The sequence below is a fragment of the Sulfitobacter sp. TCYB15 genome (assembly GCF_040435955.1).
GTDB lineage: Bacteria > Pseudomonadota > Alphaproteobacteria > Rhodobacterales > Rhodobacteraceae > Sulfitobacter > Sulfitobacter pontiacus.
Genome location: NZ_CP159193.1, coordinates 2,137,548 through 2,161,942, shown reverse-complemented (window position 1 = coordinate 2,161,942; position 24,395 = coordinate 2,137,548). Strand labels below are relative to the sequence as shown.

Annotated in this window: 26 protein-coding genes and 1 tRNA gene; 15 read left to right on the top strand and 12 right to left on the bottom strand. The window is 60.9% G+C overall.

Annotated features, from left to right (window positions below):
• The first annotated feature begins 67 nt into the window (after positions 1 to 67).
• Positions 68 to 652 (top strand): HNH endonuclease, encoded by a 585-nt coding sequence (locus ABM428_RS10385; protein WP_005853809.1) that lies wholly within the window; start codon positions 68 to 70, stop codon positions 650 to 652.
• 26 nt (positions 653 to 678) lie between these two features.
• Here the strand turns inward: ABM428_RS10385 and xth are convergent, their stop codons facing one another.
• Complete coding sequence (gene xth, locus ABM428_RS10380) at positions 679 to 1,461, bottom strand: exodeoxyribonuclease III (protein ID WP_243250331.1); 783 nt, start codon at positions 1,459 to 1,461, stop codon at positions 679 to 681.
• Between the two features lie 349 nt (positions 1,462 to 1,810).
• Here xth and ABM428_RS10375 point away from each other — a divergent pair, with 349 nt between their 5' ends.
• The gene (locus tag ABM428_RS10375) at positions 1,811 to 2,041 is read left to right on the top strand and encodes a hypothetical protein (protein WP_037964297.1); all 231 of its coding nucleotides are present in this window, start codon (positions 1,811 to 1,813) and stop codon (positions 2,039 to 2,041) included.
• Between the two features lie 56 nt (positions 2,042 to 2,097).
• Positions 2,098 to 3,189, top strand: coding sequence for a DUF6902 family protein (locus ABM428_RS10370; protein ID WP_353627910.1), 1,092 nt, complete (start codon positions 2,098 to 2,100; stop codon positions 3,187 to 3,189).
• A gap of 83 nt (positions 3,190 to 3,272) precedes the next feature.
• Here ABM428_RS10370 and ABM428_RS10365 read toward each other — a convergent pair whose 3' ends face one another.
• Entirely contained in the window at positions 3,273 to 3,596 is a 324-nt protein-coding gene (locus tag ABM428_RS10365; protein WP_009824761.1) for an iron-sulfur cluster assembly accessory protein, read from the bottom strand.
• An 84-nt stretch (positions 3,597 to 3,680) separates the two neighbouring features.
• Between ABM428_RS10365 and ABM428_RS10360 the strand changes: the two genes are divergently transcribed.
• The 7 genes from ABM428_RS10360 to ABM428_RS10330 all read left to right on the top strand — a co-directional run bounded on the left by ABM428_RS10360 (position 3,681) and on the right by ABM428_RS10330 (position 10,472).
• Positions 3,681 to 4,823, top strand: a complete 1,143-nt coding sequence (locus tag ABM428_RS10360) for a deoxyguanosinetriphosphate triphosphohydrolase (protein ID WP_353627909.1) — start codon at positions 3,681 to 3,683, stop codon at positions 4,821 to 4,823.
• A 63-nt stretch (positions 4,824 to 4,886) separates the two neighbouring features.
• Positions 4,887 to 6,629, top strand: a complete 1,743-nt coding sequence (gene argS, locus ABM428_RS10355; RefSeq protein WP_353627908.1) for an arginine--tRNA ligase — start codon at positions 4,887 to 4,889, stop codon at positions 6,627 to 6,629.
• 135 nt (positions 6,630 to 6,764) lie between these two features.
• Positions 6,765 to 7,709 carry an SPOR domain-containing protein gene (locus ABM428_RS10350; RefSeq protein WP_005853801.1) on the top strand — a complete coding sequence of 315 codons (945 nt, stop codon included), beginning with the start codon at positions 6,765 to 6,767 and terminating at the stop codon, positions 7,707 to 7,709.
• A complete protein-coding gene (gene nagZ / locus ABM428_RS10345; protein ID WP_353627907.1) occupies positions 7,709 to 8,713 on the top strand; it encodes a beta-N-acetylhexosaminidase in 1,005 nt (334 codons plus the stop codon). The genes ABM428_RS10350 and nagZ overlap by 1 nt, the downstream gene beginning before the upstream one ends.
• A complete protein-coding gene (locus ABM428_RS10340; protein ID WP_005853799.1) occupies positions 8,706 to 9,491 on the top strand; it encodes a ScpA family protein in 786 nt (261 codons plus the stop codon). Before nagZ ends, ABM428_RS10340 begins: the two co-directional genes overlap by 8 nt.
• A 1-nt stretch (position 9,492) precedes the next feature.
• Entirely contained in the window at positions 9,493 to 10,146 is a 654-nt protein-coding gene (gene scpB, locus ABM428_RS10335) for an SMC-Scp complex subunit ScpB (protein ID WP_037964310.1), read from the top strand.
• 83 nt (positions 10,147 to 10,229) lie between these two features.
• Complete coding sequence (locus ABM428_RS10330; protein ID WP_005853797.1) at positions 10,230 to 10,472, top strand: hypothetical protein; 243 nt, start codon at positions 10,230 to 10,232, stop codon at positions 10,470 to 10,472.
• A 25-nt stretch (positions 10,473 to 10,497) separates the two neighbouring features.
• Here the strand turns inward: ABM428_RS10330 and ABM428_RS10325 are convergent, their stop codons facing one another.
• The 8 genes from ABM428_RS10325 to ABM428_RS10290 all read right to left on the bottom strand — a co-directional run bounded on the left by ABM428_RS10325 (position 10,498) and on the right by ABM428_RS10290 (position 16,246).
• Complete coding sequence (locus ABM428_RS10325) at positions 10,498 to 11,577, bottom strand: 2'-deoxycytidine 5'-triphosphate deaminase (RefSeq protein ID WP_132996514.1); 1,080 nt, start codon at positions 11,575 to 11,577, stop codon at positions 10,498 to 10,500.
• A gap of 64 nt (positions 11,578 to 11,641) precedes the next feature.
• Positions 11,642 to 11,718: transfer RNA gene (locus tag ABM428_RS10320), tRNA-Pro, on the bottom strand.
• A 69-nt stretch (positions 11,719 to 11,787) separates the two neighbouring features.
• Positions 11,788 to 12,798 (bottom strand): MerR family transcriptional regulator, encoded by a 1,011-nt coding sequence (locus ABM428_RS10315; protein ID WP_132996515.1) that lies wholly within the window; start codon positions 12,796 to 12,798, stop codon positions 11,788 to 11,790.
• Between the two features lie 4 nt (positions 12,799 to 12,802).
• The gene (ihfA, locus tag ABM428_RS10310; RefSeq protein WP_005853794.1) at positions 12,803 to 13,105 is read right to left on the bottom strand and encodes an integration host factor subunit alpha; all 303 of its coding nucleotides are present in this window, start codon (positions 13,103 to 13,105) and stop codon (positions 12,803 to 12,805) included.
• Positions 13,106 to 13,202: 97 nt separating this feature from the next.
• A complete protein-coding gene (locus tag ABM428_RS10305; RefSeq protein ID WP_037944395.1) occupies positions 13,203 to 14,174 on the bottom strand; it encodes a beta-ketoacyl-ACP synthase III in 972 nt (323 codons plus the stop codon).
• Positions 14,171 to 15,247 (bottom strand): phosphate acyltransferase PlsX, encoded by a 1,077-nt coding sequence (plsX, locus tag ABM428_RS10300; RefSeq protein ID WP_037944394.1) that lies wholly within the window; start codon positions 15,245 to 15,247, stop codon positions 14,171 to 14,173. The genes ABM428_RS10305 and plsX overlap by 4 nt, the downstream gene beginning before the upstream one ends.
• Positions 15,248 to 15,289: 42 nt before the next feature.
• Entirely contained in the window at positions 15,290 to 15,496 is a 207-nt protein-coding gene (gene rpmF, locus ABM428_RS10295) for a 50S ribosomal protein L32 (protein ID WP_005853791.1), read from the bottom strand.
• Between the two features lie 195 nt (positions 15,497 to 15,691).
• A complete protein-coding gene (locus ABM428_RS10290; RefSeq protein WP_074634824.1) occupies positions 15,692 to 16,246 on the bottom strand; it encodes a DUF177 domain-containing protein in 555 nt (184 codons plus the stop codon).
• A gap of 91 nt (positions 16,247 to 16,337) precedes the next feature.
• Here ABM428_RS10290 and ABM428_RS10285 point away from each other — a divergent pair, with 91 nt between their 5' ends.
• The 3 genes from ABM428_RS10285 (at position 16,338) to ABM428_RS10275 (ending at position 19,457) form a co-directional block, all read left to right on the top strand.
• A complete protein-coding gene (locus ABM428_RS10285) occupies positions 16,338 to 16,802 on the top strand; it encodes an outer membrane protein assembly factor BamE (protein ID WP_037944392.1) in 465 nt (154 codons plus the stop codon).
• A 9-nt stretch (positions 16,803 to 16,811) separates the two neighbouring features.
• Complete coding sequence (locus tag ABM428_RS10280) at positions 16,812 to 17,561, top strand: GNAT family N-acetyltransferase (protein WP_132996516.1); 750 nt, start codon at positions 16,812 to 16,814, stop codon at positions 17,559 to 17,561.
• 84 nt (positions 17,562 to 17,645) lie between these two features.
• Complete coding sequence (locus ABM428_RS10275; protein WP_132996517.1) at positions 17,646 to 19,457, top strand: ABC-F family ATP-binding cassette domain-containing protein; 1,812 nt, start codon at positions 17,646 to 17,648, stop codon at positions 19,455 to 19,457.
• Between the two features lie 42 nt (positions 19,458 to 19,499).
• Here ABM428_RS10275 and tyrS read toward each other — a convergent pair whose 3' ends face one another.
• Positions 19,500 to 20,750 (bottom strand): tyrosine--tRNA ligase, encoded by a 1,251-nt coding sequence (gene tyrS / locus ABM428_RS10270; RefSeq protein ID WP_132996518.1) that lies wholly within the window; start codon positions 20,748 to 20,750, stop codon positions 19,500 to 19,502.
• A gap of 65 nt (positions 20,751 to 20,815) precedes the next feature.
• On the opposite strand from tyrS, the gene ABM428_RS10265 reads away from it, so the two are divergent.
• A complete protein-coding gene (locus tag ABM428_RS10265; RefSeq protein ID WP_132996519.1) occupies positions 20,816 to 21,961 on the top strand; it encodes an anhydro-N-acetylmuramic acid kinase in 1,146 nt (381 codons plus the stop codon).
• 333 nt (positions 21,962 to 22,294) lie between these two features.
• Entirely contained in the window at positions 22,295 to 22,975 is a 681-nt protein-coding gene (locus ABM428_RS10260; RefSeq protein ID WP_132996520.1) for a hypothetical protein, read from the top strand.
• Between the two features lie 90 nt (positions 22,976 to 23,065).
• On the opposite strand, the gene eno is transcribed toward ABM428_RS10260, so the two are convergent.
• Positions 23,066 to 24,343 (bottom strand): phosphopyruvate hydratase, encoded by a 1,278-nt coding sequence (eno, locus tag ABM428_RS10255; protein WP_132996521.1) that lies wholly within the window; start codon positions 24,341 to 24,343, stop codon positions 23,066 to 23,068.
• Between the last annotated feature and the right edge of the window lie 52 nt (positions 24,344 to 24,395).

Here is a 24,395-nt window from a genome sequence, read left to right as displayed (position 1 = left end):
ATAGTCGAAAGCATCAGCGGGGCTGTCCCGCTGGACCGGACGCGGAACGGCAAGGGGCTATCGAACAATGGACGGCGACTTTAGAACTGAATTCACCCGAAGCCCGGCAGGGCTGAAAAACAAACCGGCCCTTGTGCTGAACGCGGATTACAGGCCCTTGTCCTACTATCCGCTGTCGCTGTGGCCATGGCAGGAAGCGGTGAAGGCCAAATGGCTGGATCGGGTGGATATCGTCGCTGAATATGACGACTATGTTCACAGCCCGTCGATGCAAATTCGCATCCCGTCGGTGGTCGTTCTCAAAGATTATGTCAAACCTCAAAAGCGCGTGGCCTTCACGCGCTTTAATTTATTTCTGAGGGACGAATTCTGCTGCCAGTACTGCGGTGCACGGGGGGATCTGACCTTTGACCACGTGGTACCCCGTGCGGCGGGCGGTATCACAAGCTGGCAGAACGTTGTTGCGGCTTGTAGCCCGTGCAATCTGAAAAAAGGGTCCAAGGCGCTGCACCAGACCGGATTCCAGCTGCGCAAACCACCGCGTCAGCCGCAAGCCGAGGATTTACGCAATATGGGCCGGAAATTTCCGCCCAACTACCTGCATGATAGCTGGATGGATTTTCTTTATTGGGATGCCGAGCTTCAGGCGTGATCTAGGGCCGCGCTTGTGCGTCCGCGTTAGAGGTCAAGCTCCACCCAGACGGGCACGTGATCGGAGGGTTTCTCGCGTCCGCGTACATCCTTGTCGATCTGGCAGTCGCGCAGGCTGTCCGCGATGGCAGGGCTCAGCAGGAAATGGTCGATACGGATGCCGTTGTTGCGGTTCCATGCGCCTGCTTGATAATCCCAAAAGCTGTAATGCCCCGGCCCTTGGGTCCGCGCGCGGAACGCCTCTGTCAGGCCAAGGGCCAGCAGACGTCGCCAGGCGGCGCGGGATTCAGGGCGAAACAGCGCATCTTCACGCCAGGCATCCGGCGTTGCCGCGTCTTCGGCTTGGGGGATGATGTTGAAGTCGCCAGTCAGCAGAAACGGTGTTTCCTCGGCCAAGAGTGTGCGCGCACGGTCTTCAAGACGCTGCATCCACGCCAGTTTGTAATCATACTTCGGGCCCGGCGCGGGGTTGCCGTTGGGCAGATACAACCCACAAAGCCGCACAGATGAATGATCACCCACGACCGTCGCCTCGATATAGCGCGCCTGTTCGTCGCTGTCGTCCCCGGGCAGGCCACGGGTCACATCCTCAAGCGGGAGCTTTGACAGGATCGCGACGCCGTTAAAGGATTTCTGCCCGTGGGTCTCGACGTTATAGCCGCGATCCTCGAACAGCTCGCGCGGGAAGCCCTCGTCGACGGATTTGATCTCTTGCAGAATGGCGACATCGGGCTGCGCTTCGTCGAGCCATTGAGGCAGGGCGTCGATCCGCGCTTTGATCCCGTTGATGTTGAACGTGGCGATTTTCATGGCGGCCCCCTGCATTGGTCCCCGCAGCTATCGCGCATACCGCAATATGGGGCAAGGGGGCTGCACCGGTTTGGGCAGGTTTCGCCTGCGATTCGAAGGAGAGCCGACAGTGCCTGCGCCGCCGCGGGGCGCTTTGCCAGCGTTCCGTTACAATTGTCGCTATTGTGGAGAACACGGCATCGCTGCGTGGTTTCAACCGGATCAAACACGCAGCGCATGTGGATGATTTACATCATTAAAATGCGATCTTTTTGTCGCCTAGGTCAAAGCCCTGAGGTGGTGATTGATGAAAGGAGTGCAGCTTGAGGTTTAGTTGCCGATTTCAAAATCACGTCAAAAAGGAAAACTCATGACCGCTATTGCTTACGTCGAAACTGCTTTCTCGAATGTTCACGCCGCGACGGCATCGCTCCATCAGGGGGCGGGGACCGCGCTTTATACCACCGGCTGTATCCGTGCAGGGCAAGACCCCCTTTGCGGCCACGGCACCGGGCTGTTCACCACAGGGCTACAGTCGGGACCGCACGCAGGCGGCATGGCGACTGGGACGCTTACCGGTTTGTTTACCACCGGCTGCTAATCCAAACACACCCTGCGCTGGAACCGGCGCAGGGGTTTCTTGCCGAAGGGGGGCCTATGTCGAATGTTATACCGCTGTCATCCGTACGTGCGCGCAATAGCGGTCGCAAACACGCCGATGCCGCCGCGATCAGCCTTATGTTTGCGGTGCAGCGACGCCGTGCGGGGGATGTGTTCTGGTTGAAGGAAAACGCGGAATGGCTGGGAATTCTGGCAAGCGCGGACATGCCTGTCGCGCCAGACGCTCTGGTGCCCTATGCGTCCTTCTATGACCGCATCGAAGAGACGATCCGCTTCTTTCCGCAGTACTACCGATTTTTCCTGTCCCTCGCGCTGGACCTTGAGGATCTGGGCTTGCCCGGCGACGCGGGGGAGCGGTTGGTGCATTGGGTCGCCCGTATGCGGCTGGCGGATGGGGAACTGTCTGACCTGCAACGCGCCGAAGCGCAGCGCCTGCTGGCGCGTCGGATGTCCGTGCCGCGCGACGACGTCCTGCAATCCCGCTTGCGCCGGTTTTTCACGCGATCCGAAACCTTTGCGCTGCCCAACAAGAAAGCATCCTATGAGCTGGCACATATCGTTTTCTATCTTTCAGACTACGGTCAGCGCGACCCCCAACTGCCGGCGACAGCGATCAGAAGCCTGAATTTTGCCGGTATTCTGGCGTATCTTGATCAGGATATGGATCTGCTGGCCGAGCTTTGTGTCGCGCTCCGGTTTGCAGGCGCTGCGGCACCTGCACTGTGGGAGGATGCGGTTCAGTCCGCTGCGCGTGCCTGCCGGATCGTACCGCAGCAGGGGGGCGGACCGGTGGACGGGTATCACGCCTATCTGGTGACCGGCTGGGCCGCGCAGATGTCCGGAGGGGCGGCATTTTGCCAACCGGTGCCACAAGGGGCTGTGGCCATCCGCTATACCCCGCCTAATGGGGCGCTGCAGGCGCTATCGGCGGCGCTTTTTGACATGGGAGAGACGCGGCATGCGCAGTGGTCGCTTATGCGTGGACGGGTCATGAGGGCGCTAGACCCTGAGGCGCAAGAGATACTGACCGAGGCAGAGGCGTCCTGCCCGCAATTTGAAGCGTTTTTCGCGCGGTTTGCGCGGGCACCGATCCCGGCCGTGGCTTCTATGGTGCAGCGACGGCACTAGAATGGCCTCATGCGGGCATGAGGCCAGCCTCCGGCGGGAGTTTACTTTGGCAAAATGAAGCGGGCGCGTGTATCGGGCGCCTGTTACATCGAGAAAGACGTGCCGCAGCCGCAGGCGCTGGTGGCATTGGGGTTTTCGATCACGAACCGCGCGCCGATCAATTCCTCGGAAAAGTCGATGACGGCATTGGCAAGAAAGGGCAGGGAGATGCTGTCGACCACAACTTTCTGGCCGGCCCCTTCAAGGATCAGGTCATCGTCTTTGGGATCATCCAGCGCGATGTCATACTGAAAGCCGGAGCAGCCGCCGCCCTCTACGGCGACGCGCAGGGCTTTGCCCTCTGCGGCGGCACCGATTTCGGCAAGGCGGTCAAAGGCGCGCGGGGTAACTTGGGGGGGCAGGTTCATTTTCGGGCTCCGGTGTGATCGGTTTCCATCTGTGTTGTCTTACAATATAGAAACCCGCAGGACAGGCCACAAGGACCACCGACTATGCGCGCTTCTTTTGCCTCTGATCCGGCATTAACCCGGGGACGGTTGATACCGGAAGAGGAAAGCACCTTTCGTTCCTGCTTTCAGCGGGACCGCGACCGGATCATCCACGCCAGCGCCTTCCGGCGGCTCAAGCACAAGACGCAGGTCTTTATCGAACATGAGGGCGATTACTATCGCACGCGGTTGACCCATTCGATCGAGGTGGCGCAGGTGGCGCGGACGATCGCCGGTGCGTTGGGTCTGAATGCCGAGCTGACAGAGGCGGTCGCCCTGGCCCATGATCTGGGGCATCCGCCCTTTGGTCATACGGGCGAGGACGCGCTGGAAGCCTTGATGGCCCCCTATGGCGGGTTTGACCACAACGCCCAAGCCATCCGCATCGTCACCCATCTGGAGCGGCATTACGCGGATTTCGACGGGCTGAACCTGACTTGGGACACGCTGGAGGGGCTGGCCAAACATAACGGGCCGGTGACGGGAGAGCTGCCGTGGGCACTTGCGGCCTATGAGCGTCAGCATGACCTTGAGCTGGAGACATTCGCCAGTGCCGAGGCGCAGGTGGCGGCGATTGCCGATGATGTGGCCTATAACCACCACGACCTGCATGACGGTTTGCGGGCCGAACTGTTCTCGACGGACGAGCTGGCCGAGCTGCCGATCCTGAAGCAGAATTTCGTCGAAGTTGACAGGCTGTATCCCGGTCTGAACTACTACCGCCGCCGCCACGAGGCACTGCGCCGTTTCTTTGGCGTGCTGGTGGAGGACGTGATCAGCGTCGCGCGGCACCGTCTGGCCGAGATGAAGCCCGAAACCGCCACCGATATTCGCATGGCCGGGCGCACGTTGATCCAGTTCTCCGATCCGGTTTTCCAGGATCTCAAGGTCATCCGTGCCTTTCTTTTCGACCGCATGTATCGCGCGCCATCCGTGGTGATCATGCGCAAGCAGGTGACGCAGGTGGTCGAGGATCTTTTCCCCTATTTCTGCACGCATACGGACCAATTGCCCAAGCAATGGCGCAAGGATGTAGAGGACGCGGACGGCGATACGGCGCTTGCGCGGATCGTCAGCGACTATATCTCGGGGATGACAGATCGCTTTGCCTTGCAGGAACATGAGCGGTTGATCGTTAAAGGCTGAACCGCCCTTGATTATGGGCGCATATTCAGGTGATACACGGGGCCAAGTCGAAGGAACCCCGTTATGAACCTATTTGCCGATATCCGCAGCCTCGTGCTGTCCACCCTTGATACGCTGGTTGCCGACGGGTTTCTGCCCGAGGGGCTGAGCTTTGACGCCATCACCGTAGAGCCGCCGCGCGATGCGGCGCATGGGGATATGGCGACCAATGCCGCGATGGTGCTGGCGAAACCGGCCCGTATGAAACCGCGCGATATCGCTGAAAAGGTGGCCGAAAAGCTGGCCGAGGATCCACGGATCACCGCGGCGGATGTGGCGGGCCCGGGGTTCTTGAACCTGCGGCTGAGTGCTGCGGTCTGGCAGGGCGTTGTCGGTGCCGTTCTGGGGCAGGGCACAGACTTTGGCCGGGGCGATCTGGGGCAGGGCAAGCGGGTCAACGTCGAGTATGTCTCGGCCAACCCGACGGGGCCGCTGCATGTGGGGCACACCCGCGGAGCGGTCTTTGGCGATGCGCTGGCGTCCTTGCTGGATTTCGCGGGTTTCGATGTCACGCGTGAATATTACATTAACGACGGCGGCGCGCAGGTCGATGTTTTGGCGCGCTCTGTCTATCTGCGTTATCTCGAAGCGCATGGCCAAGAGGTCGCCTTTCCCGAAGGCACTTACCCCGGCGACTATCTGATCGATGTGGGGGCTGCGCTGAAAGATAAGGTGGGCGACGCCTATATCGACGCCGATGAATCCGTCTGGCTTGAAGAGGTGCGCAATTTTGCCACCGACGAGATGATGAAGCTGATCCGCGATGATCTCGCCTCTCTCGGGGTGGAGATGGATGTGTTTTATTCCGAAAAGTCGCTTTATGGCACGGGCCGGATCGAATCCGCGATTGATGACCTGAAAGCCAAAGGGCTGATCTATGAGGGCGTGCTTGAGCCGCCAAAAGGCAAGAAGCCCGAGGACTGGGAGCCGCGCGAGCAGACCCTGTTCAAATCCACCGCCCATGGCGATGACGTTGACCGTCCGGTGATGAAGTCCGACGGCGGCTGGACCTATTTCGCGCCCGATATCGCGTATCACTACGACAAGGTGCAGCGTGGCTTTGACATGCTGATCGACGTCTTTGGCGCGGATCACGGCGGCTATGTCAAACGGATGAAAGCCGCTGTTTCGGCGCTGTCCGAGGGGGCGGTGCCGCTCGACATCAAGCTGACGCAGCTGGTCAAGCTGTTCAAGAACGGCAAGGAATTCAAGATGTCCAAACGGGCAGGGACATTTGTCACCCTGCGCGATGTGGTTGATCAGGTAGGCCCTGATGTGACGCGTTTTGTCATGCTGACCCGCAAGAATGACGCGATGCTGGACTTTGACTTTGCCAAGGTGCTGGAACAGTCGCGCGAGAATCCGGTGTTCTACGTGCAATATGCCCATGCGCGGGTGCATTCTGTCCTGCGCAAGGCGGCAGAGGCGGGTGTTGCCACGGATATGGAAACCTTGCAGCGTGCCGACCTGAGCCAGCTTGACCACGAAGCAGAGCTGAAACTGGCGCAAAAGCTGGCCGAATGGCCCCGGATGGTAGAGACCGCGGCGCGCAGCAACGAACCGCACCGGATCGCCTTTTATCTCTACGAGCTGGCGGGCGATTTCCACGGGCTGTGGAACCGCGGCAACGACGTGCCTGAACTGCGTTTCCTGCAGGATGATGCGGCCCTGTCCCAGTCAAAAATCGCGCTGGCCCAAGCCGCAGCGATTGTAATTGCGTCAGGTCTTGGTATTCTTGGGGTCAAGCCAGCGGAAGAGATGCGATAACGCACCATTGCTGGTCAGGCAGGTTCAAAAAACAGACCCGCGCGGGTGATATCTGACGCGGGCAGTGAGGCAGAAATGGCAGATTACACGTCCTCCTCCCAGGGTGGGGGGTACTCCTTTGAACATGACGCAGGGATGGCACCGCAAGTTGCGGCCAAGCCCTTGACCAAGTTTGCAAATTTCGCGGGCGCGGCGCTTTCCATCACCTTGATCGTCGGCATCGGGGTCTGGGGCTACAAGCTGCTGGTGCGCGATGTTACCGGTATTCCGGTGGTGCGTGCGGCCCAGGGCGATATGCGCGTGCGGCCCGAAAATCCGGGCGGCCAACTGGCGGACAATCAGGGTCTGTCGGTCAATGCTGTGGCCTCTGAAGGGACGGCGAACCAATTCGCGGAACAGCTGATTTTGGCCCCGAAGCCACTGGATCTGGAAGAAGAAGACCAGCCCATTCCCGTCGCGATGGTTGCACCTGCGCAACAGGCACCAACGCAATCATCGCCCGCGGCGGACGTGGCAGAGGCGCTGAAAAACGGCGATGTGGACGATCTTGTCGCCTCTCTCACCGATGGGGTGGAACCACTGGAAGACGAAGAAGACGGCACCGCCCTGCCAGAGCCGATGAACGCAAGTGCCACGATGGATGTCGATCCGCTTGAGATGGCGGTGTCGAACGCGGTGGCCGTTGCCATGGGCGAAGAGCCGGGCGTGCGCGCCTCCTTGCGTCCTCAAACGCGCCCCGGTGGCCGTGCCGTCGCGACCAAAGCGTCGTTTGAACCGGCACCGGTCGCCGCCGCCGAAGTGAAAGAGCTTTCGCCCGACAGCCTGCCCACAGGTACGCGTCTGGTGCAGCTTGGCGCATTCGATTCACCGCAGATCGCACGGGCGCAATGGGTCCGTCTGAACGCGCGTTTCGGGGCCTATATGGAAGGCAAGGACCGCATCATCCAAGAGGCCAGCAGCGGCGGGCGCACCTTCTACCGTTTGCGTGCGCATGGGTTCTCGGACATCGCGGATGCGCGACGCTTCTGTTCGGCGCTGGTTGCTGAAAACACCGACTGCATTCCCGTCGTTACACGCTGATGCGATACGGGGCGACGATACTGGACGCGTCGGGGCTTCGGCTGACGGCGCAGGAAAAGGCGTTGTTTCGCGCCGTAAAGCCCTTTGGGTTCATTCTCTTTGCGCGCAATATCGACACGCCGGATCAGGTCCGCGCGCTGTGTGATGAACTGCGCGAGGCGGCGGGCCACGAGGCTGTTATCACCGTGGATCAAGAAGGCGGGCGGGTGCAGCGTTTGCGCGCACCACATTGGCGCGACTGGACGGCACCGCTGGACTTCGTGCAAGCGGCAGGCCCCAACGCGGCAGAGGCAATGTATCTGCGCTTTCGACTGATCGCGGACGAGCTGCACCGCGTGGGCATCGACAGCAATTGCGCGCCGATGGTCGATGTCGCCGGGGCGCAAACCCACGCTTTCCTGCGCAACCGCTGTTACGGCACGACGCCCGATGCGGTGGCAGCTTTGGGCCGTGCGGCGGCAGATGGCATGCTGGCGGGGGGCGTCTTGCCCGTGGTCAAACATATGCCCGGACATGGGCGCGCCACGATGGATAGTCATTTTGACTTGCCGCAGGTTGATGCGCCGCGCGCCGCGTTGGACTCCCATGATTTCGCCCCGTTCAAGGCGTTGAACGACCTGCCGATGGGGATGACGGCGCATCTGGTCTATGACGCGATTGATCCGCGCCCTGCCACGCTGTCGCCCGTGATGATGCAGCTGATCCGCGAGGATATCGGCTTTGATAACCTGATCATGACGGATGACATCTCGATGAAAGCATTGACGGGCGAGGTGGATGCCATCGCCGCCGGTGCCTTGGCCGCAGGCTGTGATGTGGTGCTATATTGCAACGCCACACTTGAGGATCGCACCCGCGTTGCCGATGCTGCCGGAGAGATGTCCGAGGCTGCGCAAACACGGGCCGTGCGCGCCCTTGCCATGCGCCGGACGCCTGATGATGTTGACATTCCTGCCCTGACTGCAAAGCTCGACAGGCTTTTGGGCGGGACGGTATATGGCTGAAACGCAGTTGGAAGACGGGCAAACGAAAGTTGCTGAACGGCTCGCGGCCGAGGCGCTTATCGTGGATGTCGACGGGTTCGAGGGCCCGTTGGACCTGTTGTTGACCCTCAGCCGCACCCAGAAGGTCGACTTGCGCAAAATCTCGGTGCTGCAGCTGGCACGCCAATATCTGATGTTCGTGGACAAGGCCAAGGCGCTGCGGCTTGAGCTTGCGGCGGATTATCTGGTCATGGCTGCGTGGCTCGCCTTCCTGAAATCCCGCCTGTTGCTGCCGCCTGATCCGCAGGACGATGGCCCCTCGGGCGAGGAACTGGCCGCGCATCTGGCGTTCCAGCTGGAACGTCTTCAAGCGATGCGCGACGTGGCGGCCCAGCTGATGGCCCGTGACCAATTGGGCCGCGACTTCTTTGCCCGCGGCCAGACCCAGGAAATGCGCCAGACCCGCCGCGTGACCTATACCGCGACCTTGCTGGACCTGATGCAGGGCTACGCGCGTATCCGTACGCGCGACGATTTCCGCCCCTTCGTGATGGACCGTGACAAGGTCTTTACGATGGAGCAGGCGCTGGAGCGCATGCGCGGCTTGATTGGCTTTTCGGGCGATTGGTCTGACCTGACCAGCTACATGCCCGATGGATGGGGCGAAGAACCGGCAATGCGCCGCTCGGCCACGGCATCGACGTTTGCGGCGTCGCTTGAATTGGTAAAGGAAGGGCATCTGGAAATCCGCCAAGAGGGCGTGTTTGCCCCGATCCAGTTGCGCAAGAAGGATATCTGACGTGGCCGAACCCGTTGAACAAACAGAAGAAAGCCTGTTCGAGGCCCCGCCATTGGCCGAACAGGAGCGCATGATCGAAGCGATCCTTTTCGCCACCGCAGAGCCGATGACCCTGCGCGAGATCACGGCCCGTCTGCCGCATGGCTGTGACCCTGCCGAAGCGATGGTGCATCTGCGCAAACGCTACACCGGCCGCGGTGTGGAGCTGTGCCGCATCGGGGATGCCTACGCCATGCGCACGGCGGCGGATCTGGGGTATCTCATGCAGCACGAAACGGTCGAGACGCGCAAACTGTCGCGCGCCGCGATCGAGACCTTGGCGATCATCGCCTACCACCAGCCCGCCACCCGCGCCGAGATCGAAGAGATCCGCGGCGTATCCGTATCGCGAGGCACGCTGGATCAGCTCCTTGAGCTGGACTGGATTCGCTTTGGCCGCCGCAAAATGACCCCCGGTCGTCCGGTGACCTTTGTCGTGACACAGGAATTTCTGGCCCACTTCGGTCTTGAAAGCCCCCGCGACCTACCGGGGTTGAAAGAGCTCCGCTCTGCCGGACTGCTGGAAAGCCGTCCCGCCTTTGGCGAGATGCCGGGTGTCGACAGCGAGGAAGAGCCAGAAGCGACCGAGGGCCAGAGCGAGCTGTTCGAGGATTAATCACGCAGGTGGCCTGAAAATCGCCGCAATAGGTGCTATATTAGCCTCAGACACAGTTTAACGCGCGGTAAAGAGGTCAGGACATGAACCAGATAATTAATATGATCATGCGTCGCGTGATGGGGCGTTTGATCAACAAAGGCGTTGATATCGGCTTTGATCAGGCGTCAAAGCTGGGCAAGGGGCGTCGAGCGTCAGTGGACCGTGACGGCAATCCTGTCCAACCAAGCGCCGAGGAAATGGCCCGTCGTGACAAAAGCAGCCGCGAGCAGGGCAAGCAGGCGCGCAATATGGTTAAGAATATGCGCAAGCTGACGCGTTTCTAACGCACGTGATCAGGCGCTGCGAAGTTTAACGCGGCGCGCTGAAATGCTTGCTGAGCTTGAGGCCCTGACCCTGATAGTTCGACGCGATTCCCGACCCGTAAAGCTGGGTCGGTACGTCGGTCATTTTCTCATAGACCAACCGTCCGACGACCTGACCATGTTCCAGCACAAAAGGGGCCTCGTGGCAGCGGACCTCAAGTACGCCCCGTGATCCCGCACCCCCTGCAGAGGCATGGCCGAAACCGGGGTCAAAGAAACCCGCGTAATGCACCCGGAATTCGCCCACCATCGCCAGATAGGGGGCCATTTCTGCGGCGTATTCGGGCGGGATGGTCACGGCTTCGCGGCTGACCAGAATGTAGAATGCACCGGGGTCGAGGATGATCTGACCGTTGTCGCTGTGGACCTCTTCCCAGTATTGCGCGGGGTCATAATGGCCGATCTTGTCCAGATCGATCACACCCGTATGCGGCTTGGCGCGGTAGCCGACCAGCGTGGTGTCAGGCAAGCGCAGATCAACCGAGAATCCCAGACCATCATCGATCACGGCCTCGCCATCCACCAGCGGGCTATCGGCGTGCAATGCGCGCAGCGCGGCATCGTCAAGCGTGGCGGCACCGGTGGAAAAACGGATCTGGTTCAGCCGCATGCCCGGACGTACGAGCACCGAAAAAGAGCGCGGACAAATCTCTGCGTAAAGCGGGCCGGTATAGCCCGGCGCGATGCGATCAAATTCGGTCCCGCCGTCGGTGATGGTGCGCGTGAGCAGGTCCAGCCGCCCGGTGGAGCTTTTGGCATTGGCCGCCGCAGAGGTGCCTTGGGGCAGGGCGAGGCTTTCCATCAGCGGGACAACGTAGACGCAGCCCTTTTCCAGCACCGCCCCATTCGTTAGGTCGACGCGGTGCATCTCGAACTCTTCCAGACGGTCGGCGACCTTGGCCCCATGCCCCGCAAGAAAAGACGCACGCACGCGGTAAGCCACTGTTCCTAGACGAAGATCAAGGCTCGCAGGCTGGATCTGGGCGCTGTCGACAGGCGGTGTGCCGATGATCTGACCCGAAACGATCATGTCGGTGATATGCTGGTTGGGAACTACGCCGATCATATCCGGGCCTTTCAAATGCAAACACCCGCACCCATTAGGGTACGGGCGTTTGTTTTATGTCGGTTGGTCGGGCTAGCAGGACTCGAACCTGCGACCTTCCGTCCCCCAGACGGACGCGCTACCAGGCTGCGCCATAGCCCGACATGAGGCGTTTCATACCTGATAAAACCGTGCGTGCAAGGGGGAATTGTCGCAAATCGCACGCGCGGCTTAGACTTTTGTGCCGCGGACCACATCGGCCCGAATGGAATCGCGCAGTTCGCCCAAACGGCTCAGCAAAGGCGCGATATCGCGGGCCGAATCCTCGGGCAGATCGCGGCACAGCAGTGCAGCAGAAAGCACAGAGGGTTTGGCGGGGAAGTCTTCTTCTGCCGTCAGAGGTGGCAGATCGATCACACGCGGCTTGGGACTTGCAACAACAGGGTCTTTCGGCGCCTCGTTGATCTCTGGCGCTTCGACGTCTCGCGTTTCGGCGGTGCTGTCTTCCGGCGCTGCCTCTGGCGTGCTGTCGATGGTCGGCGCGGGCGCGTCCTGATCCGGGGCGCGTGTTTGCGCTGCGGCAGGGGCGTCGTCCGGCGTGTTATCGCTTGGCGGCACCGGTGCGTCGGTCATCGGGTGGCGCAGGAAGCCGGGCAGGGTGGCACCGTCCTCAGCAGAGGTATCGGCGGGGGCGACGGTGGTCTCCTCCGGCTCCGGCTCTGTCGCGTCGAGGGTCGGTTCGTCGGCAGGCAGGGGTGGGGTATCCTCGGCCGACATCTCGGGCGCGGAAACGGCTTCTACGTGTGTTTCGGGCGCTTCGACAGGCGCTGGCTTGGCCGCTTTGCTCCCGCGTTGCTCGAACGGGAGAACAACACCCTCGTGGGTCTGTTCTGCGTCTTCATGCATCGGCGCGGGGGGCATGTCGATGGTGTCGCCACCGGCATCCAGATCATCCTGCGTGACCCCGTCAAGAGGCGCGGACAGGGCCGCGACATGGCCCATGCCTTCTTCGCGCAATACCTTCTGGACGCCTTTGATCGTCAGCCCGTCTTCATGCAGCAAGCGTTTGATACCGCCAAGCAGCAGCATATCGTTGGGGCGATAATATCGCCGCCCGCCTGCGCGTTTGATCGGTTTGACTTGCGTGAACTTGCTTTCCCAGAAACGCAGGACATGCGCCTGAATTTCAAGCCATTCTGCAACTTCGGAGATGGTTCTGAATGCGTCCGGAGACTTGGGCATTAGGTTATCGCTTGTTCCCGTCTGCAACCCGGTCCTTCATCAGATGGGACGGGCGGAATGTGAGCACGCGGCGCGGGTTAATCGGGACCTCTTCGCCGGTTTTGGGGTTCCGGCCAACGCGGGCCGACTTGTCGCGCACCGAGAAAGTGCCGAAAGATGAAATCTTGACCTGTTCGCCTTTGACCAGCGCGTCGGACATATGTTCAAGCACCGCTTCGACCAGCTGTGCGCTTTCATTGCGGGAAAGACCTACTTCACGAAAGACTGCTTCGCTCAAATCCATCCGGGTCAACGTTTTGTCGGCCATATCTTCCCCCCATGTGTTTTAAGCAGCATAGGCTGTGATTTTTCCGCAAGTCAACAACTATGGGGCGTAACGTGCTGTTCGCGCGAAGAAAAGCCGCTTACCAGCGCAGAACGATCGCGCCCCAGGCCAGCCCGCCGCCGATCGCCTCGGTGACCAGCAGGTCGCCTTTCTTGATCTGGCCACGCTCTTGCCCGACGGAAAGGGCCAGCGGAATCGACGCGGCAGAGGTGTTGCCGTGGTCTTGAACCGTCACGACGACGTTATCCATCGACAGGTTCAGCTTTTTGGCAGTGCCTTGAATAATACGGATATTCGCCTGATGCGGGACGATCCAGTCGACGTCCTCGGCGCTGACACCGGCACGGTCCATCGCGGTGTTTGCCGACGCGGCGAGCTTTTCAACCGCGTGACGGAACACCTGATTCCCCTGCATGCGCAGATAGCCGGTCGTGCCCGTGCTGATGCCACCGTCGACATACAGCAAGTCTTTGTAGCGCCCGTCCGAATTCAGATCGGTGGACAGGATACCGCGGTCGGCTGCGGTGCCGTCGCCGTCTTGCGCTTCAAGCAGGATCGCGCCGGCACCGTCACCGAACAACACGCTGGTGCTGCGGTCGGTCCAGTCCATGATTTTCGAGAACGTCTCGGAGCCGATGACCAGCACGCGGTCAGCCTGACCCGAGACGATCAGCGCGTTGGCATTGGCCAGCGCATAGACAAAGCCCGCGCATACAGCCTGTACATCAAAGGCAAAGCCGCGCTCCATCTCAAGCTGCGCCTGCACCATCGTTGCGGCAGAGGGGAAAGTCAGATCGGGGGTAGAGGTGGCGACAATCACGGCATCCACATCGGCGGCTGTCTTGCCCGCGTCGGCCAATGCGGCCTTGGCAGCAGCGGTGGCCATGGTCGACGTGGTTTCGCCTTCGCCGACAAAGTGACGCCGTTCAATGCCGGAGCGTGACCGGATCCATTCGTCACTGGTGTCGATCTTGCCTTCAAACTCTGCGTTTTCGACAATGCGTTCCGGAAGGTAGTGTCCGGCACCAATTACGACGGCTCTTTTTGTCATTCTTCGGTCTCTTTCGTCGGCTTTGCTGCGGCAACACGCGCAGCCAACCGATTTGTAAATTCACTTTCCGCTAATCGCGCGGCCAGTTTGATCGCCGAGGAAACCCCCGTCGCGTCAGCGGCACCGTGGGATTTAACGACCGTGCCGTTCAACCCCAAAAACACACCGCCATTCACACGGCGCGGGTCAAACCGTTTGCTGACGCGGCGCAGCGAGGTATAGGCCAGCAGCGATGCCGCGCGGGACCAGATCGAATTCTTGAACGCTTGGCGCAGGCCATTGCCGATCAGCGTCGCGGTGCCTTCACCGGTCTTGATCGCAATATTACCTGTAAATCCATCGGTGACGATCACATCTGCGACATCACCCGAGATATCGCCGCCTTCGACGAAACCGACAAATTCAAAGCCCGCGTCATCCGCGGCGTCGCGAATCAACTCGTGGGCTTCTTTCAGTTCGGTCCGGCCTTTGTGTTCTTCGGTGCCGACATTCAGCAACCCGATGCGCGGGCGTTCGATGTCCATACCGTTGCGGGCGTAGGATTTGCCCATCAGCGCATAGCGCAACAGGTCATCGGCATCCGCACGCACATCCGCACCCACATCCAGCAGAACGTTGAAGCCCTGAGGGTTGGTGGAGGGATAGAGCACGGCGATGGCAGGGCGGTTCACACCCGGCAGCTTTTTCAGGCGGATCATCGACAGCGCCATCAGCGCGCCGGTGTTCCCGCAGCTGACCGCGACCGAGGCTTCGTTATCGCGCACGGATTCGATGGCGGACCACATCGATGTGTCCTTGCCATTGCGCACGACATTACTGGGCTTGTCATCCATTGTGACAACCCCTTGGGCATCCCGAATGGTGCAGCGCCCTTTCAGTTCGGGCCGCTTTGCCACCAGCGGTTCCAGCGTTTCGGCAGGGCCGTGCAGGATAAAGCTGATATCGGGATTTTTTAGCGCGGACGCAGAGCACCCGGCAACAACGATTGCCGGGCCCTGATCGCCCCCCATCGCATCAACTGAGATAAGGGTGCGCTGAGTTCTCGCGCTAGGCTGATCGGACGTGGCCGTCATCTGGTGCGATGCCTCTTATGAACTGCGGTTGACGTGACGAGCTTACGCCGCGTCTTCGTCGAGGTCGATCTCTTCGTTCAGAGAAACAACTTCGTTGTCGTCATAGTGACCGCATGCTGCGCAAACGTGGTGCGGGCGCTTCAGCTCACCACAGTTGGAGCATTCGTTCGGGTTCGCTGCAGTCAGCGAATCGTGTGCGCGGCGGTTGTTGCGACGCGATTTGGAAACTTTATTCTGTTGGACAGCCATGTCTGGTGCCTTTGCCTTCGGGGTCGTTCATCGGCTTCCTGCCAAAGACGACCGTGTTTCAGATCAACTCCCGGTTTGGGCGTGACGTGCGTTTAGGCCGAAGCCTATCCGATGTCCAACCTTAATTGGGGTGAAGGGCGCAAAATACTGCGAAAACCCGCCGAAGCAACCCTTTTTTCACCCAAACCGGCAGGGTTATTCGGTGGTATCGTCCTTAAGCTGGTTCTTGAGACCGGCCAGCCCCGCAAAGGGGCGGGCGTCTTCGTCGGTCATCGGGGTGTCGCCGGGTTTGGTATAGACCGCTTGCCCCAGTTCAGCCCCGTCGGCGCGGGGATATTCGGGAATCTCAAGCGCCAGCGCTTCGATCATGATGGCCGCGGGATCAATCCACGCGCCAAGCGGTTCGGTGCGATCATCCTCGGGCATCTCGACCTCGGCTTCCTCGGGTTCTTCGTAATCCTGCACGAAAAGCCGTGTGACATCGACGTCGATCCGCGTCTGTACTGGCTCCAGCGTCACCACGCAGGGCTGCACCACGGTGGCCCCCAGACGCGCCTTGAGTTCCCAATCACTGCGACCAAGCGCCTTGAGACGCCCTTCGAATGAAAGTTTACGTAATGCTGAAAGATCAAGTTCTTCTGCGATCATCCGCAAGCTGTCGGCGTCGGGACGCAGGGAGAAAGGGGTTTGCGCATTCTGCGACAGCTCTGCGACGCGCAATGCTGTGGGGCTTGGGGGCGTGCGAGACATGTTAGGGGTACTTTCGTTTCTTGAACCATGGGGCGTGCTTAGTGTATGCGAGATAAAAGCCATGATCCCCAAGGGCAAGAGGGCACCAAGAATGCGTATCGACCGCCATGTCAAAAAGACACTGCTGACCGCCACAGTTCTCGCTGCTGGTCTGACGCTTGGGGCCTGCTCCCCGCAATACTCCAACCACGGCTATATCCCGCCGCAAGAGGATCTTGAGAAGATCACCGTGGGCCAGGACACACGCGACACCGTGGCCGAAACCGTGGGCGTGCCCGCGTCGGCAGGGTTGCTGACCAATTCGGGGTATTACTATGTCCGGTCGCGCCGTCAGGCGATGTGGTTCATGGCCCCGCGCGAGACAGAGCGCGAAGTTGTCGCTGTCAGCTTTGACAGCAACGGTGTGGTGCAGAACGTCGAACGTTTCGGGCTGGAGCGTGGCAATGTCGTCACCCTTGACCGCCGCGTCACCAGTTCGCCGATCTCGGATAAATCCTTTATCCGCCAGCTTCTGGGCAACATTGGCCGCTTGAACCCTGCGGCGCTGGCTGGCTAGGGCAGGCCTGTGACGGTGCCACAGGGTGCTGTGATCAAGCCGCTTTTACGCGGTCCGTACCGCGCCTATTGTGCCACCACAGCCGAGGATATCGAGGCCGCGCAAGCATTGCGCGCGCGGGCCTTTGGGCTGGTTCAGCCGCGCGATATCGACGGGTTTGATGCGCAAAAACATCATATCCTCGTGCGGCATCAAGGCAGCGGTGACCTGCTGTGCTGCTACCGGATCGGGCTGATGGGGGGCGCGTCGCTGGATCAAAGCTATGCCGCGCAATTCTACGATCTGACCAAGCTTACATATTTCCCCGGCGCGATGATGGAGCTGGGGCGGTTCTGTCTGGCCCCCGGGGTCACAGACCCGGATGTCGTGCGCATGGCCTGGGCCGCGCTGGCGCAGTTTGTGGACGCCCATAGGGTCGCGTTGCTCTTTGGCTGCACCTCCTTCAAGGGCACAAATCCGGCACCCTATAGCGATGTCATGGCGCTTTTGCACAGCCGCCACCTTGCGCCACTGCACTGGCTGCCGCAGGTCAAGGCCCCCGATACGGTGGGCTTTGTGGAACGGACGTTGGATAAACCGGCCGAGAAAGCCGCGCTACAAATGCTGCCGCCGCTGCTGCGGAGCTATCTGATGATGGGGGGCTGGGTGAGCGATCATGCGGTGATCGACCACCAGATGAACACGCTGCATGTGTTTACCGGCCTTGAAATCGCGGCGATCCCCGAGGGGCGTAAGCGCCTGCTGCGCGGTGCCGCCTAAGAGTTTCATGCCTTCGGCGAGGATTTTAGCCCATTTGGAAGAGGGGTCATTGACGCTGACGCGGCGCGGCGCTAGCTGGCTGTCATGGCACGCGCACCCCTTTTACAAGTTAACGAGATCTCGCTGACATTCGGCGGAGATCCCGTATTCGAAGACATGTCCCTTGTGGTTCAATCCGGCGACCGACTGGCGCTGGTGGGCCGGAACGGGTCAGGTAAATCCACCTTAATGAAGGTTATGGCCGGATTGGTCGAGGCCGACAGCGGCGACGTGATCGTCGGGCCCGGCGTTTCGGTAGGCTATATGGAGCAAGACCCGGATCTGACCGGATTCGAGACTTTGGGCGACTTCGCGGCCCATGGCCTGGACCCGTCAGAGATGTACAAGGTCGAACGCGCCGGAGAGGGGTTGAAATTCGACCCCGCGCGCCCTGTCAGCACCGCATCCGGCGGGGAACGTCGCCGCGCGGCATTGGCGCGTCTGATGGCCTCCGAGCCCGAGCTGATGTTGCTGGACGAGCCGACGAACCACCTGGATATCGAAGCGATCCGCTGGCTTGAAGACGAGCTGAAAGCGACGCGGGCCGCTTTTGTGATTATCTCTCACGATAGGGCGTTCCTGCGCGAATTGACCCGTGCGACGCTGTGGGTCGACCGCGGTGTTGTGCGCCGGCAGGACATCGGCTTTGGCGGGTTTGAAGCCTGGCGCGACCAGATGTGGGAAGAAGAGGACATGCAGCGCCACAAGCTGAACCGCAAGATCAAGGCGGAGGCACGGTGGGCTGTCGAAGGCATTTCGGCGCGGCGCAAGCGTAACCAGGGCCGCGTGCGCGCCCTGCAAGACCTGCGGGCCGAACGCGCCAGCCAAATCAAACGTCAGGGCACCGCCGCCATGGCGCTGGAAGCGGGTCCGAAGTCGGGCCGCAAGGTGGTCGAGGCTATGGGCATCACCAAGGCCTTTGGCGACAAGACGATTCTACGCCCCTTTGGCATCACGATCCAGCGCGGGGATCGGATCGCCCTGGTCGGGCCGAATGGTGTGGGCAAGACGACGTTGCTGAATATGCTGATCGGGAAAGAACAGCCCGACGGGGGCGAGATCAAACAGGGTACCAACCTTGAGATCGCGCTGTTCGACCAGGCGCGCGCGCAGCTTGATGGCGATATGTCGCTGTGGGACAGTCTGACCGGGGATCCGGAAATGCGTGTATCGGGCAAGGCGGACCAGATTCTGGTGCGTGGGCAGCCGAAACACGTGGTTGGGTACCTGAAAGAATTCCTGTTCGACGAGGGGCAGGCCCGTGCGCCCGTGCGGTCCTTGTCGGGGGGTGAAAAGGCGCGGTTGCTGCTGGCCAAGATCATGGCGCGCTCCAGCAATCTCTTGGTTCTTGATGAACCGACCAACGATCTGGATGTCGAAACCCTTGATCTGATGCAGGAGCTGCTGTCGACCTATGACGGCACCGTGCTGCTGGTCAGCCACGACCGTGACTTCCTTGACCGTGTTGCCGCGACCACCATTGCGATGGAGGGTGACGGCAAGGCGACTGTCTATGCGGGCGGTTGGACGGATTATCTGGCGCAGCGCCAGCAGGATGATTTTGACCAAAGCGTCGTCGCCAAATCAAAGCCCGGGGCGAAATCCGAAAAGCCCAAGGCGGCGCAGCAATCGGGCCTGAGCTTTACCGAAAAGCACCGGCTTGAGGCGCTGCCCGCCGAGATTGCGCGACTGGAAGCTGAAATCGCGAAACTGGAAGAGTTGATGAGCGATCCGACGCTCTATTCCGACAATCCGGTGAAATTCCAGAAAGCGACCGATGCCTTGGTCGAGCGGAATGAAAAGCTGCAGGACGCAGAGGCCGAGTGGCTGATGCTGGAAGAAAAAGCCGAAAGCTGAAGGGGGCAGGGCGACCCGCCCCCCTCGCATACTGTGGGGGGCTTAGCCCAGTTGTACCAGCGCGTGGCGTTTCTTGCCCGCGCTAAGCTTGATCGGTGTGGCCAGCGTGGCGGCATCGACCATCAGGCCTGCGTCTGTCAGCGGTTCGTCATTATAGCGGGCACCGTTTTCGGTGATCAGACGTTTTGCCTCTTTGCCCGAACCGGCCAGACCGGATTTCACGATCAACTGCACGATAGAAATGCCGTCGCCGATATCCTCAGCGCTGAGCGTCAGGGTGGGTAGGTCATCGCCGACGCCGCCTTTTTCAAACACTTCGCGTGCCGTGGCTTCGGCATTCTTTGCGGCTTCGGCACCGTGCAGCAGGGTCGTGACCTCGTTCGCCAGAATGATCTTGGCCGCGTTGATGTCGGAGCCTTCCAGTGCGCCCAGACGGTCGCATTCCTCGACTGGTAGTTCGGTGAAGATCTTGAGGAACTTGCCCGTGTCCGCATCGGTGGTGTTGCGCCAGAACTGCCAGAACTCGTAAGGCGACAGCATGTCCCCGTTCAGCCAGATCGCGCCGCCTTGGGATTTGCCCATTTTGCGGCCGTCGCTGGTGGTGAGCAAAGGCGTGGTGAGGCCGAAAATCTCTTGATCCAGCACGCGGCGGGTCAGGTCGATCCCGTTGACGATATTACCCCATTGATCCGAGCCGCCCATCTGCAGCAAACAGCCATAGCGGCGGTTGAGTTCAAGGAAGTCATAGGCCTGCAAGATCATGTAGTTGAATTCGAGGAAGGACAGCGACTGTTCCCGATCAAGACGGGATTTGACGCTTTCGAACGACAGCATCCGGTTCACGCTGAAATGCCGCCCGATGTCGCGCAGGAATTCGAGGTAGTTCAGATTGTCCAGCCATTCGGCATTGTTCAGCATGATCGCGTCGCTGTCGCCGTCACCGTAGGACAGGTATTTCTCGAACACCTGCTGCATGCCGGCGATATTGGCTTCGATGGCGGCATTGTCGAGCAGGGGGCGTTCATCCGACCGGAAGGACGGGTCGCCCACTTTGGTGGTGCCGCCGCCCATTAGGGTGATCGGTTTGCCGCCGCATTTCTGCAACCAGCGCAGCACCATGATATTCATCAGATGCCCCACATGAAGGGATTTCGCTGTCGCGTCATAGCCGATATAGGCAGGCACAGCCCCGTTGATCAGCGCGTCATCAAGGCCCTGATAGTCCGTACAATCGGCGAGAAAGCCGCGCTCCATCATGATGCGGATGAAATCGGATTTGGGGTGGTATGTCATGGTGCTTGCCCTCAGCTTGGGTGGTGGTGCACTCTATAGGTGCTGAGCAGACAAAGGAAAAGGCCATGAATAAGGCCCAAGGGGCAAGAACCCCGACACGGATCGCAAAAACAGGCCCGCTGTTGGCCGCAGGCGCGATGAGCGGCACTTCGCTCGACGGTGTGGACGTCGCGGTGATCGAGACGGACGGCCGCGATATCATGGGTTTCGGCACATCGAGCTACCGCAGTTATTCCGCCGAGGAGCGCCGCACTATCGCGGCCGGTTTCGGCAAATGGTCAGGGCCAGAGGTGGCGGCGGCGACGCAGGTGGTCGAGGCGGCGCATATCGATGCACTTGGCGCGTATACCGATGTCGATCTGATCGGCTTTCACGGGCAGACGCTGGCCCATGCACCGCGCATGCAGGGGACGTTGCAAGTGGGCGATGGTGCAGCGCTGGCGGATCATCTGGGGCTGCCCGTCGTGTGGGATTTCCGAAGCGCCGATGTGCATCTGGGCGGAGAGGGCGCACCGCTCGCGCCGTTCTTTCACCACGCCTGCGCCCGCTATGCGGGGCTGACGGGGCCGGTGGCCTTTTTGAATCTTGGCGGGGTGGGGAACCTGACCTGGGTGGATCCGGCGATCCCCTTGCCCGAGGCGGAGGGGGCGCTGCTGGCTTTCGACACGGGGCCCGCCAATGCACCCATCAACGATCTGATGCAGGCGCGTCTGGGGTTGCCCTTTGACGAGGGCGGCAAGACCGCGTCGCGCGGGCAGGTAGAGACCGGCGCGCTTGAGCTGTTTCTGGCTGAGCCCTATTTCGCACGGATGCCCCCCAAGTCGCTGGACCGGAACGATTTTGACGAGATGGTCGCGCTGGTGACCGAACTGTCGGACGCAGATGCCGCCGCGACGCTGACGGCCATGTGTGCCGCTGGCGTGGCCGAAGCGATGCAGCATTGTCCGCGTCTGCCCGATCGTGTGCTGGTCACAGGGGGCGGGCGGCACAACCCTGTGTTGATGAAGATGCTCAGTGTCAGTCTGGATTGTCCGGTCATGCCGATAGAAGAGATCGGGCTCGACGGTGATATGCTAGAGGCGCAGGCCTTCGGATATCTTGCCGTGCGGGTGGCGCGCGGGCTGCCGACCTCTTGCCCCGGCACCACGGGGGTGCGGGCTGCGGTCGGGGGCGGCACCGTCAGCATGCCGACAGAGGCGATCAGCGTTTAGAATAAAGCCCTTTGATGGGTTTTGCGCCAGCGTATCGTCGCCCTTGTGACCTGCGTTTTTCGCTGGACAGCACGTGTTGTGGCGTGAGTCGCCCGTTGGCTTTTCGCGCTATGGTCGTGCGTATTCTTCGTTTTTCCCGAATAGGTTAGCTACGCGCCACGGGTTTCTGGCGTTGCAAAGGGCTGTTGCCTGCTTGCACAGCGGCGTTCCGTAAACAGTCTGTTTCCTTGCTTGGGATCGGGGTGGTTCTACCTTGAATTGTACTACCTCAGAACGGTGGCGCATAAAGTGGGGGCTTTGCTTGCGCCGTTCCTTTTCAAAAGGAGAATGACCATGACGAGTATGTTTCTTAAAAACGCCGCAACTTCGGTTGCAACGGTATTCATCGCCACGTCGGCCTTTGCGCTGGATGTCGGCGTCGGTGCCAGCGTGGGCGGTATTGGCGCGGGCGTAGGGGCCAGTGTCGGCCACGGGTCCGCCGCGGATGTCGGTGTTGGTGTGGGCGCAGGCAGCGTCGGCGTGGGGGCGGGTGCCTCTGTCGGTGGCGGTTCGGTTGCGGATGCGGGCGTAGGTGCCTCTGTCGGTGGCGTGGGCGCTGGTGTCGGGGCCTCGGTTGGCGGGGGTTCCGTCGCGGGCGTTGGCGTGGGTGTCGGCAGCACCGGCGGGTCCAACAGCGGCGGCGGCACGACGACCGACGACAGCGGGACGACCAGCAGCACGACTGCCGCGGTATCGCGCAGTGTCAGCGGCGATGTGTCCCGCGCCGCGGCCTCTGTCCCGATCACGGCGGCATTGGGCGCTACGGTCATGACCACCGACCGCGAGGTCGTGGGTATGATCGAAGACGTGCGCCCGTCGACGCAAGGCAAATTCGTGGCCACCATCCGGATGAACGTCGCCTTTGGCGCGCAGCCGCGGACGATCCAAATCAAGATGCCGATGCTGAAAAGTGACACGGATATGATCCGTGTGGGCTTTACCAAGTCGGGCTTGTTGCGTCAGATCCAAAGCTGACACTGGACGCGACACCGCAAGCACCAAAAAAAGCGCGCCTTGATCGGGCGCGCTTTCGTATCTTCGGGCGGGGCGAACTGCCCCCCGCGATCAACCTTTCAGGATCGAACGACCGGCGTATTCCGCTGTCACGCCAAGCGATTCCTCGATGCGGATCAGCTGGTTGTATTTCGCCAACCGGTCGGACCGCGCAAGCGAGCCCGTCTTGATCTGACCGCAGTTCGTCGCAACAGCAAGATCCGCAATCGTCGCGTCTTCGGTCTCGCCCGAGCGGTGGGACATCACGTTGGTAAAGCCCGCACGATGCGCCATGTCGACCGCTTGCAGCGTCTCGGACAGGGTGCCGATCTGGTTGACCTTGACCAGCATGGAGTTGGCAGACCCCCGTTTGATGCCTTCGGCCAGACGTTCGGGGTTGGTCACGAACAGATCGTCGCCCACCAGCTGGATCTTGTCGCCCAGACGGTCGGTCAGCAGTTTCCAGCCATCCCAATCGTCTTCGGACATGCCGTCTTCGATAGAGATGATGGGGTAGTCGGCGCATAGGGCCGCCAGATAATCCACATTCTCGGCGCTGGTCAGGGTTTTCCCTTCTCCAGAAAGGACATAGCTGCCGTCCTTGAAGTATTCCGTTGCCGCACAATCCAGCGCGAGGTAGATTTCCTCGCCCGGTTTGTAGCCTGCTTTTTCGATGGATTTCAGAATGAAATCAAGCGCATCTCGGGTGGAGCTGATGTTGGGTGCGAAGCCGCCTTCGTCGCCGATACCGGTGGACAGACCTGCGGCCGAAAGCTCTTTCTTCAGCGTGTGGAACACCTCGGAGCCCATGCGCACCGCGTCGCGGATATTCTCTGCCGCGACGGGCATGATCATGAATTCCTGAATGTCGATCGGGTTATCCGCGTGCTCGCCCCCGTTGATGATGTTCATCATCGGGACGGGTAGCATGCGCGCGGAGGTGCCGCCCACATAGCGGTAGAGCGGCTGCGAGCAATAATCAGCCGCGGCCTTCGCCGTCGCGAGGGAGACGCCCAGAATGGCATTGGCCCCCAGACGCGACTTGTTGTCGGTACCGTCCAGCTCGATCATCGTGCCGTCAATCTCGACCTGCTCTGTCGCGTCGATGCCGACCAGCGCATCCGCGATCTCGCCATTGACCGAGGCGCAGGCTTCCAGAACGCCCTTGCCCATATAGCGATCTTTGTCGCCATCGCGACGCTCTACCGCCTCATAGGCACCGGTGGATGCGCCAGAGGGAACGGCCGCACGGCCCATTGTGCCGTCTTCAAGCGTCACATCGACTTCGACCGTGGGGTTGCCCCGGCTGTCAATGATTTCGCGGGCGTGGATGTCGATGATCGTGCTCATAAGGGGCTATCCTTTTGCAGATGACAATTGCGCAGCGGTTTAGCGCGCCGGG

Bases quoted from the DNA above. Each gene is read 5' to 3' on its own strand.
- nagZ (WP_353627907.1), top strand. From the start codon at position 7,709: ATGCGATACGGGGCGACGATACTGGACGCGTCGGGGCTTCGGCTGACG.
- ABM428_RS10365 (WP_009824761.1), bottom strand. From the start codon at position 3,596: ATGAACCTGCCCCCCCAAGTTACCCCGCGCGCCTTTGACCGCCTTGCC.
- ABM428_RS10260 (WP_132996520.1), top strand. From the start codon at position 22,295: ATGACGAGTATGTTTCTTAAAAACGCCGCAACTTCGGTTGCAACGGTA.
- ABM428_RS10360 (WP_353627909.1), top strand. From the start codon at position 3,681: ATGCGCGCTTCTTTTGCCTCTGATCCGGCATTAACCCGGGGACGGTTG.
- ABM428_RS10265 (WP_132996519.1), top strand. From the start codon at position 20,816: ATGAATAAGGCCCAAGGGGCAAGAACCCCGACACGGATCGCAAAAACA.
- plsX (WP_037944394.1), bottom strand. From the start codon at position 15,247: ATGACGGCCACGTCCGATCAGCCTAGCGCGAGAACTCAGCGCACCCTT.
- tyrS (WP_132996518.1), bottom strand. From the start codon at position 20,750: ATGACATACCACCCCAAATCCGATTTCATCCGCATCATGATGGAGCGC.
- argS (WP_353627908.1), top strand. From the start codon at position 4,887: ATGAACCTATTTGCCGATATCCGCAGCCTCGTGCTGTCCACCCTTGAT.
- ABM428_RS10375 (WP_037964297.1), top strand. From the start codon at position 1,811: ATGACCGCTATTGCTTACGTCGAAACTGCTTTCTCGAATGTTCACGCC.
- ABM428_RS10330 (WP_005853797.1), top strand. From the start codon at position 10,230: ATGAACCAGATAATTAATATGATCATGCGTCGCGTGATGGGGCGTTTG.
- ABM428_RS10285 (WP_037944392.1), top strand. From the start codon at position 16,338: ATGCGTATCGACCGCCATGTCAAAAAGACACTGCTGACCGCCACAGTT.
- ABM428_RS10305 (WP_037944395.1), bottom strand. From the start codon at position 14,174: ATGACAAAAAGAGCCGTCGTAATTGGTGCCGGACACTACCTTCCGGAA.
- ABM428_RS10350 (WP_005853801.1), top strand. From the start codon at position 6,765: ATGGCACCGCAAGTTGCGGCCAAGCCCTTGACCAAGTTTGCAAATTTC.
- eno (WP_132996521.1), bottom strand. From the start codon at position 24,343: ATGAGCACGATCATCGACATCCACGCCCGCGAAATCATTGACAGCCGG.
- ABM428_RS10315 (WP_132996515.1), bottom strand. From the start codon at position 12,798: ATGCCCAAGTCTCCGGACGCATTCAGAACCATCTCCGAAGTTGCAGAA.
- ABM428_RS10275 (WP_132996517.1), top strand. From the start codon at position 17,646: ATGGCACGCGCACCCCTTTTACAAGTTAACGAGATCTCGCTGACATTC.
- ABM428_RS10325 (WP_132996514.1), bottom strand. From the start codon at position 11,577: ATGATCGGCGTAGTTCCCAACCAGCATATCACCGACATGATCGTTTCG.
- ABM428_RS10290 (WP_074634824.1), bottom strand. From the start codon at position 16,246: ATGTCTCGCACGCCCCCAAGCCCCACAGCATTGCGCGTCGCAGAGCTG.
- ihfA (WP_005853794.1), bottom strand. From the start codon at position 13,105: ATGGCCGACAAAACGTTGACCCGGATGGATTTGAGCGAAGCAGTCTTT.
- ABM428_RS10340 (WP_005853799.1), top strand. From the start codon at position 8,706: ATGGCTGAAACGCAGTTGGAAGACGGGCAAACGAAAGTTGCTGAACGG.
- ABM428_RS10370 (WP_353627910.1), top strand. From the start codon at position 2,098: ATGTCGAATGTTATACCGCTGTCATCCGTACGTGCGCGCAATAGCGGT.
- xth (WP_243250331.1), bottom strand. From the start codon at position 1,461: ATGAAAATCGCCACGTTCAACATCAACGGGATCAAAGCGCGGATCGAC.
- rpmF (WP_005853791.1), bottom strand. From the start codon at position 15,496: ATGGCTGTCCAACAGAATAAAGTTTCCAAATCGCGTCGCAACAACCGC.
- ABM428_RS10385 (WP_005853809.1), top strand. From the start codon at position 68: ATGGACGGCGACTTTAGAACTGAATTCACCCGAAGCCCGGCAGGGCTG.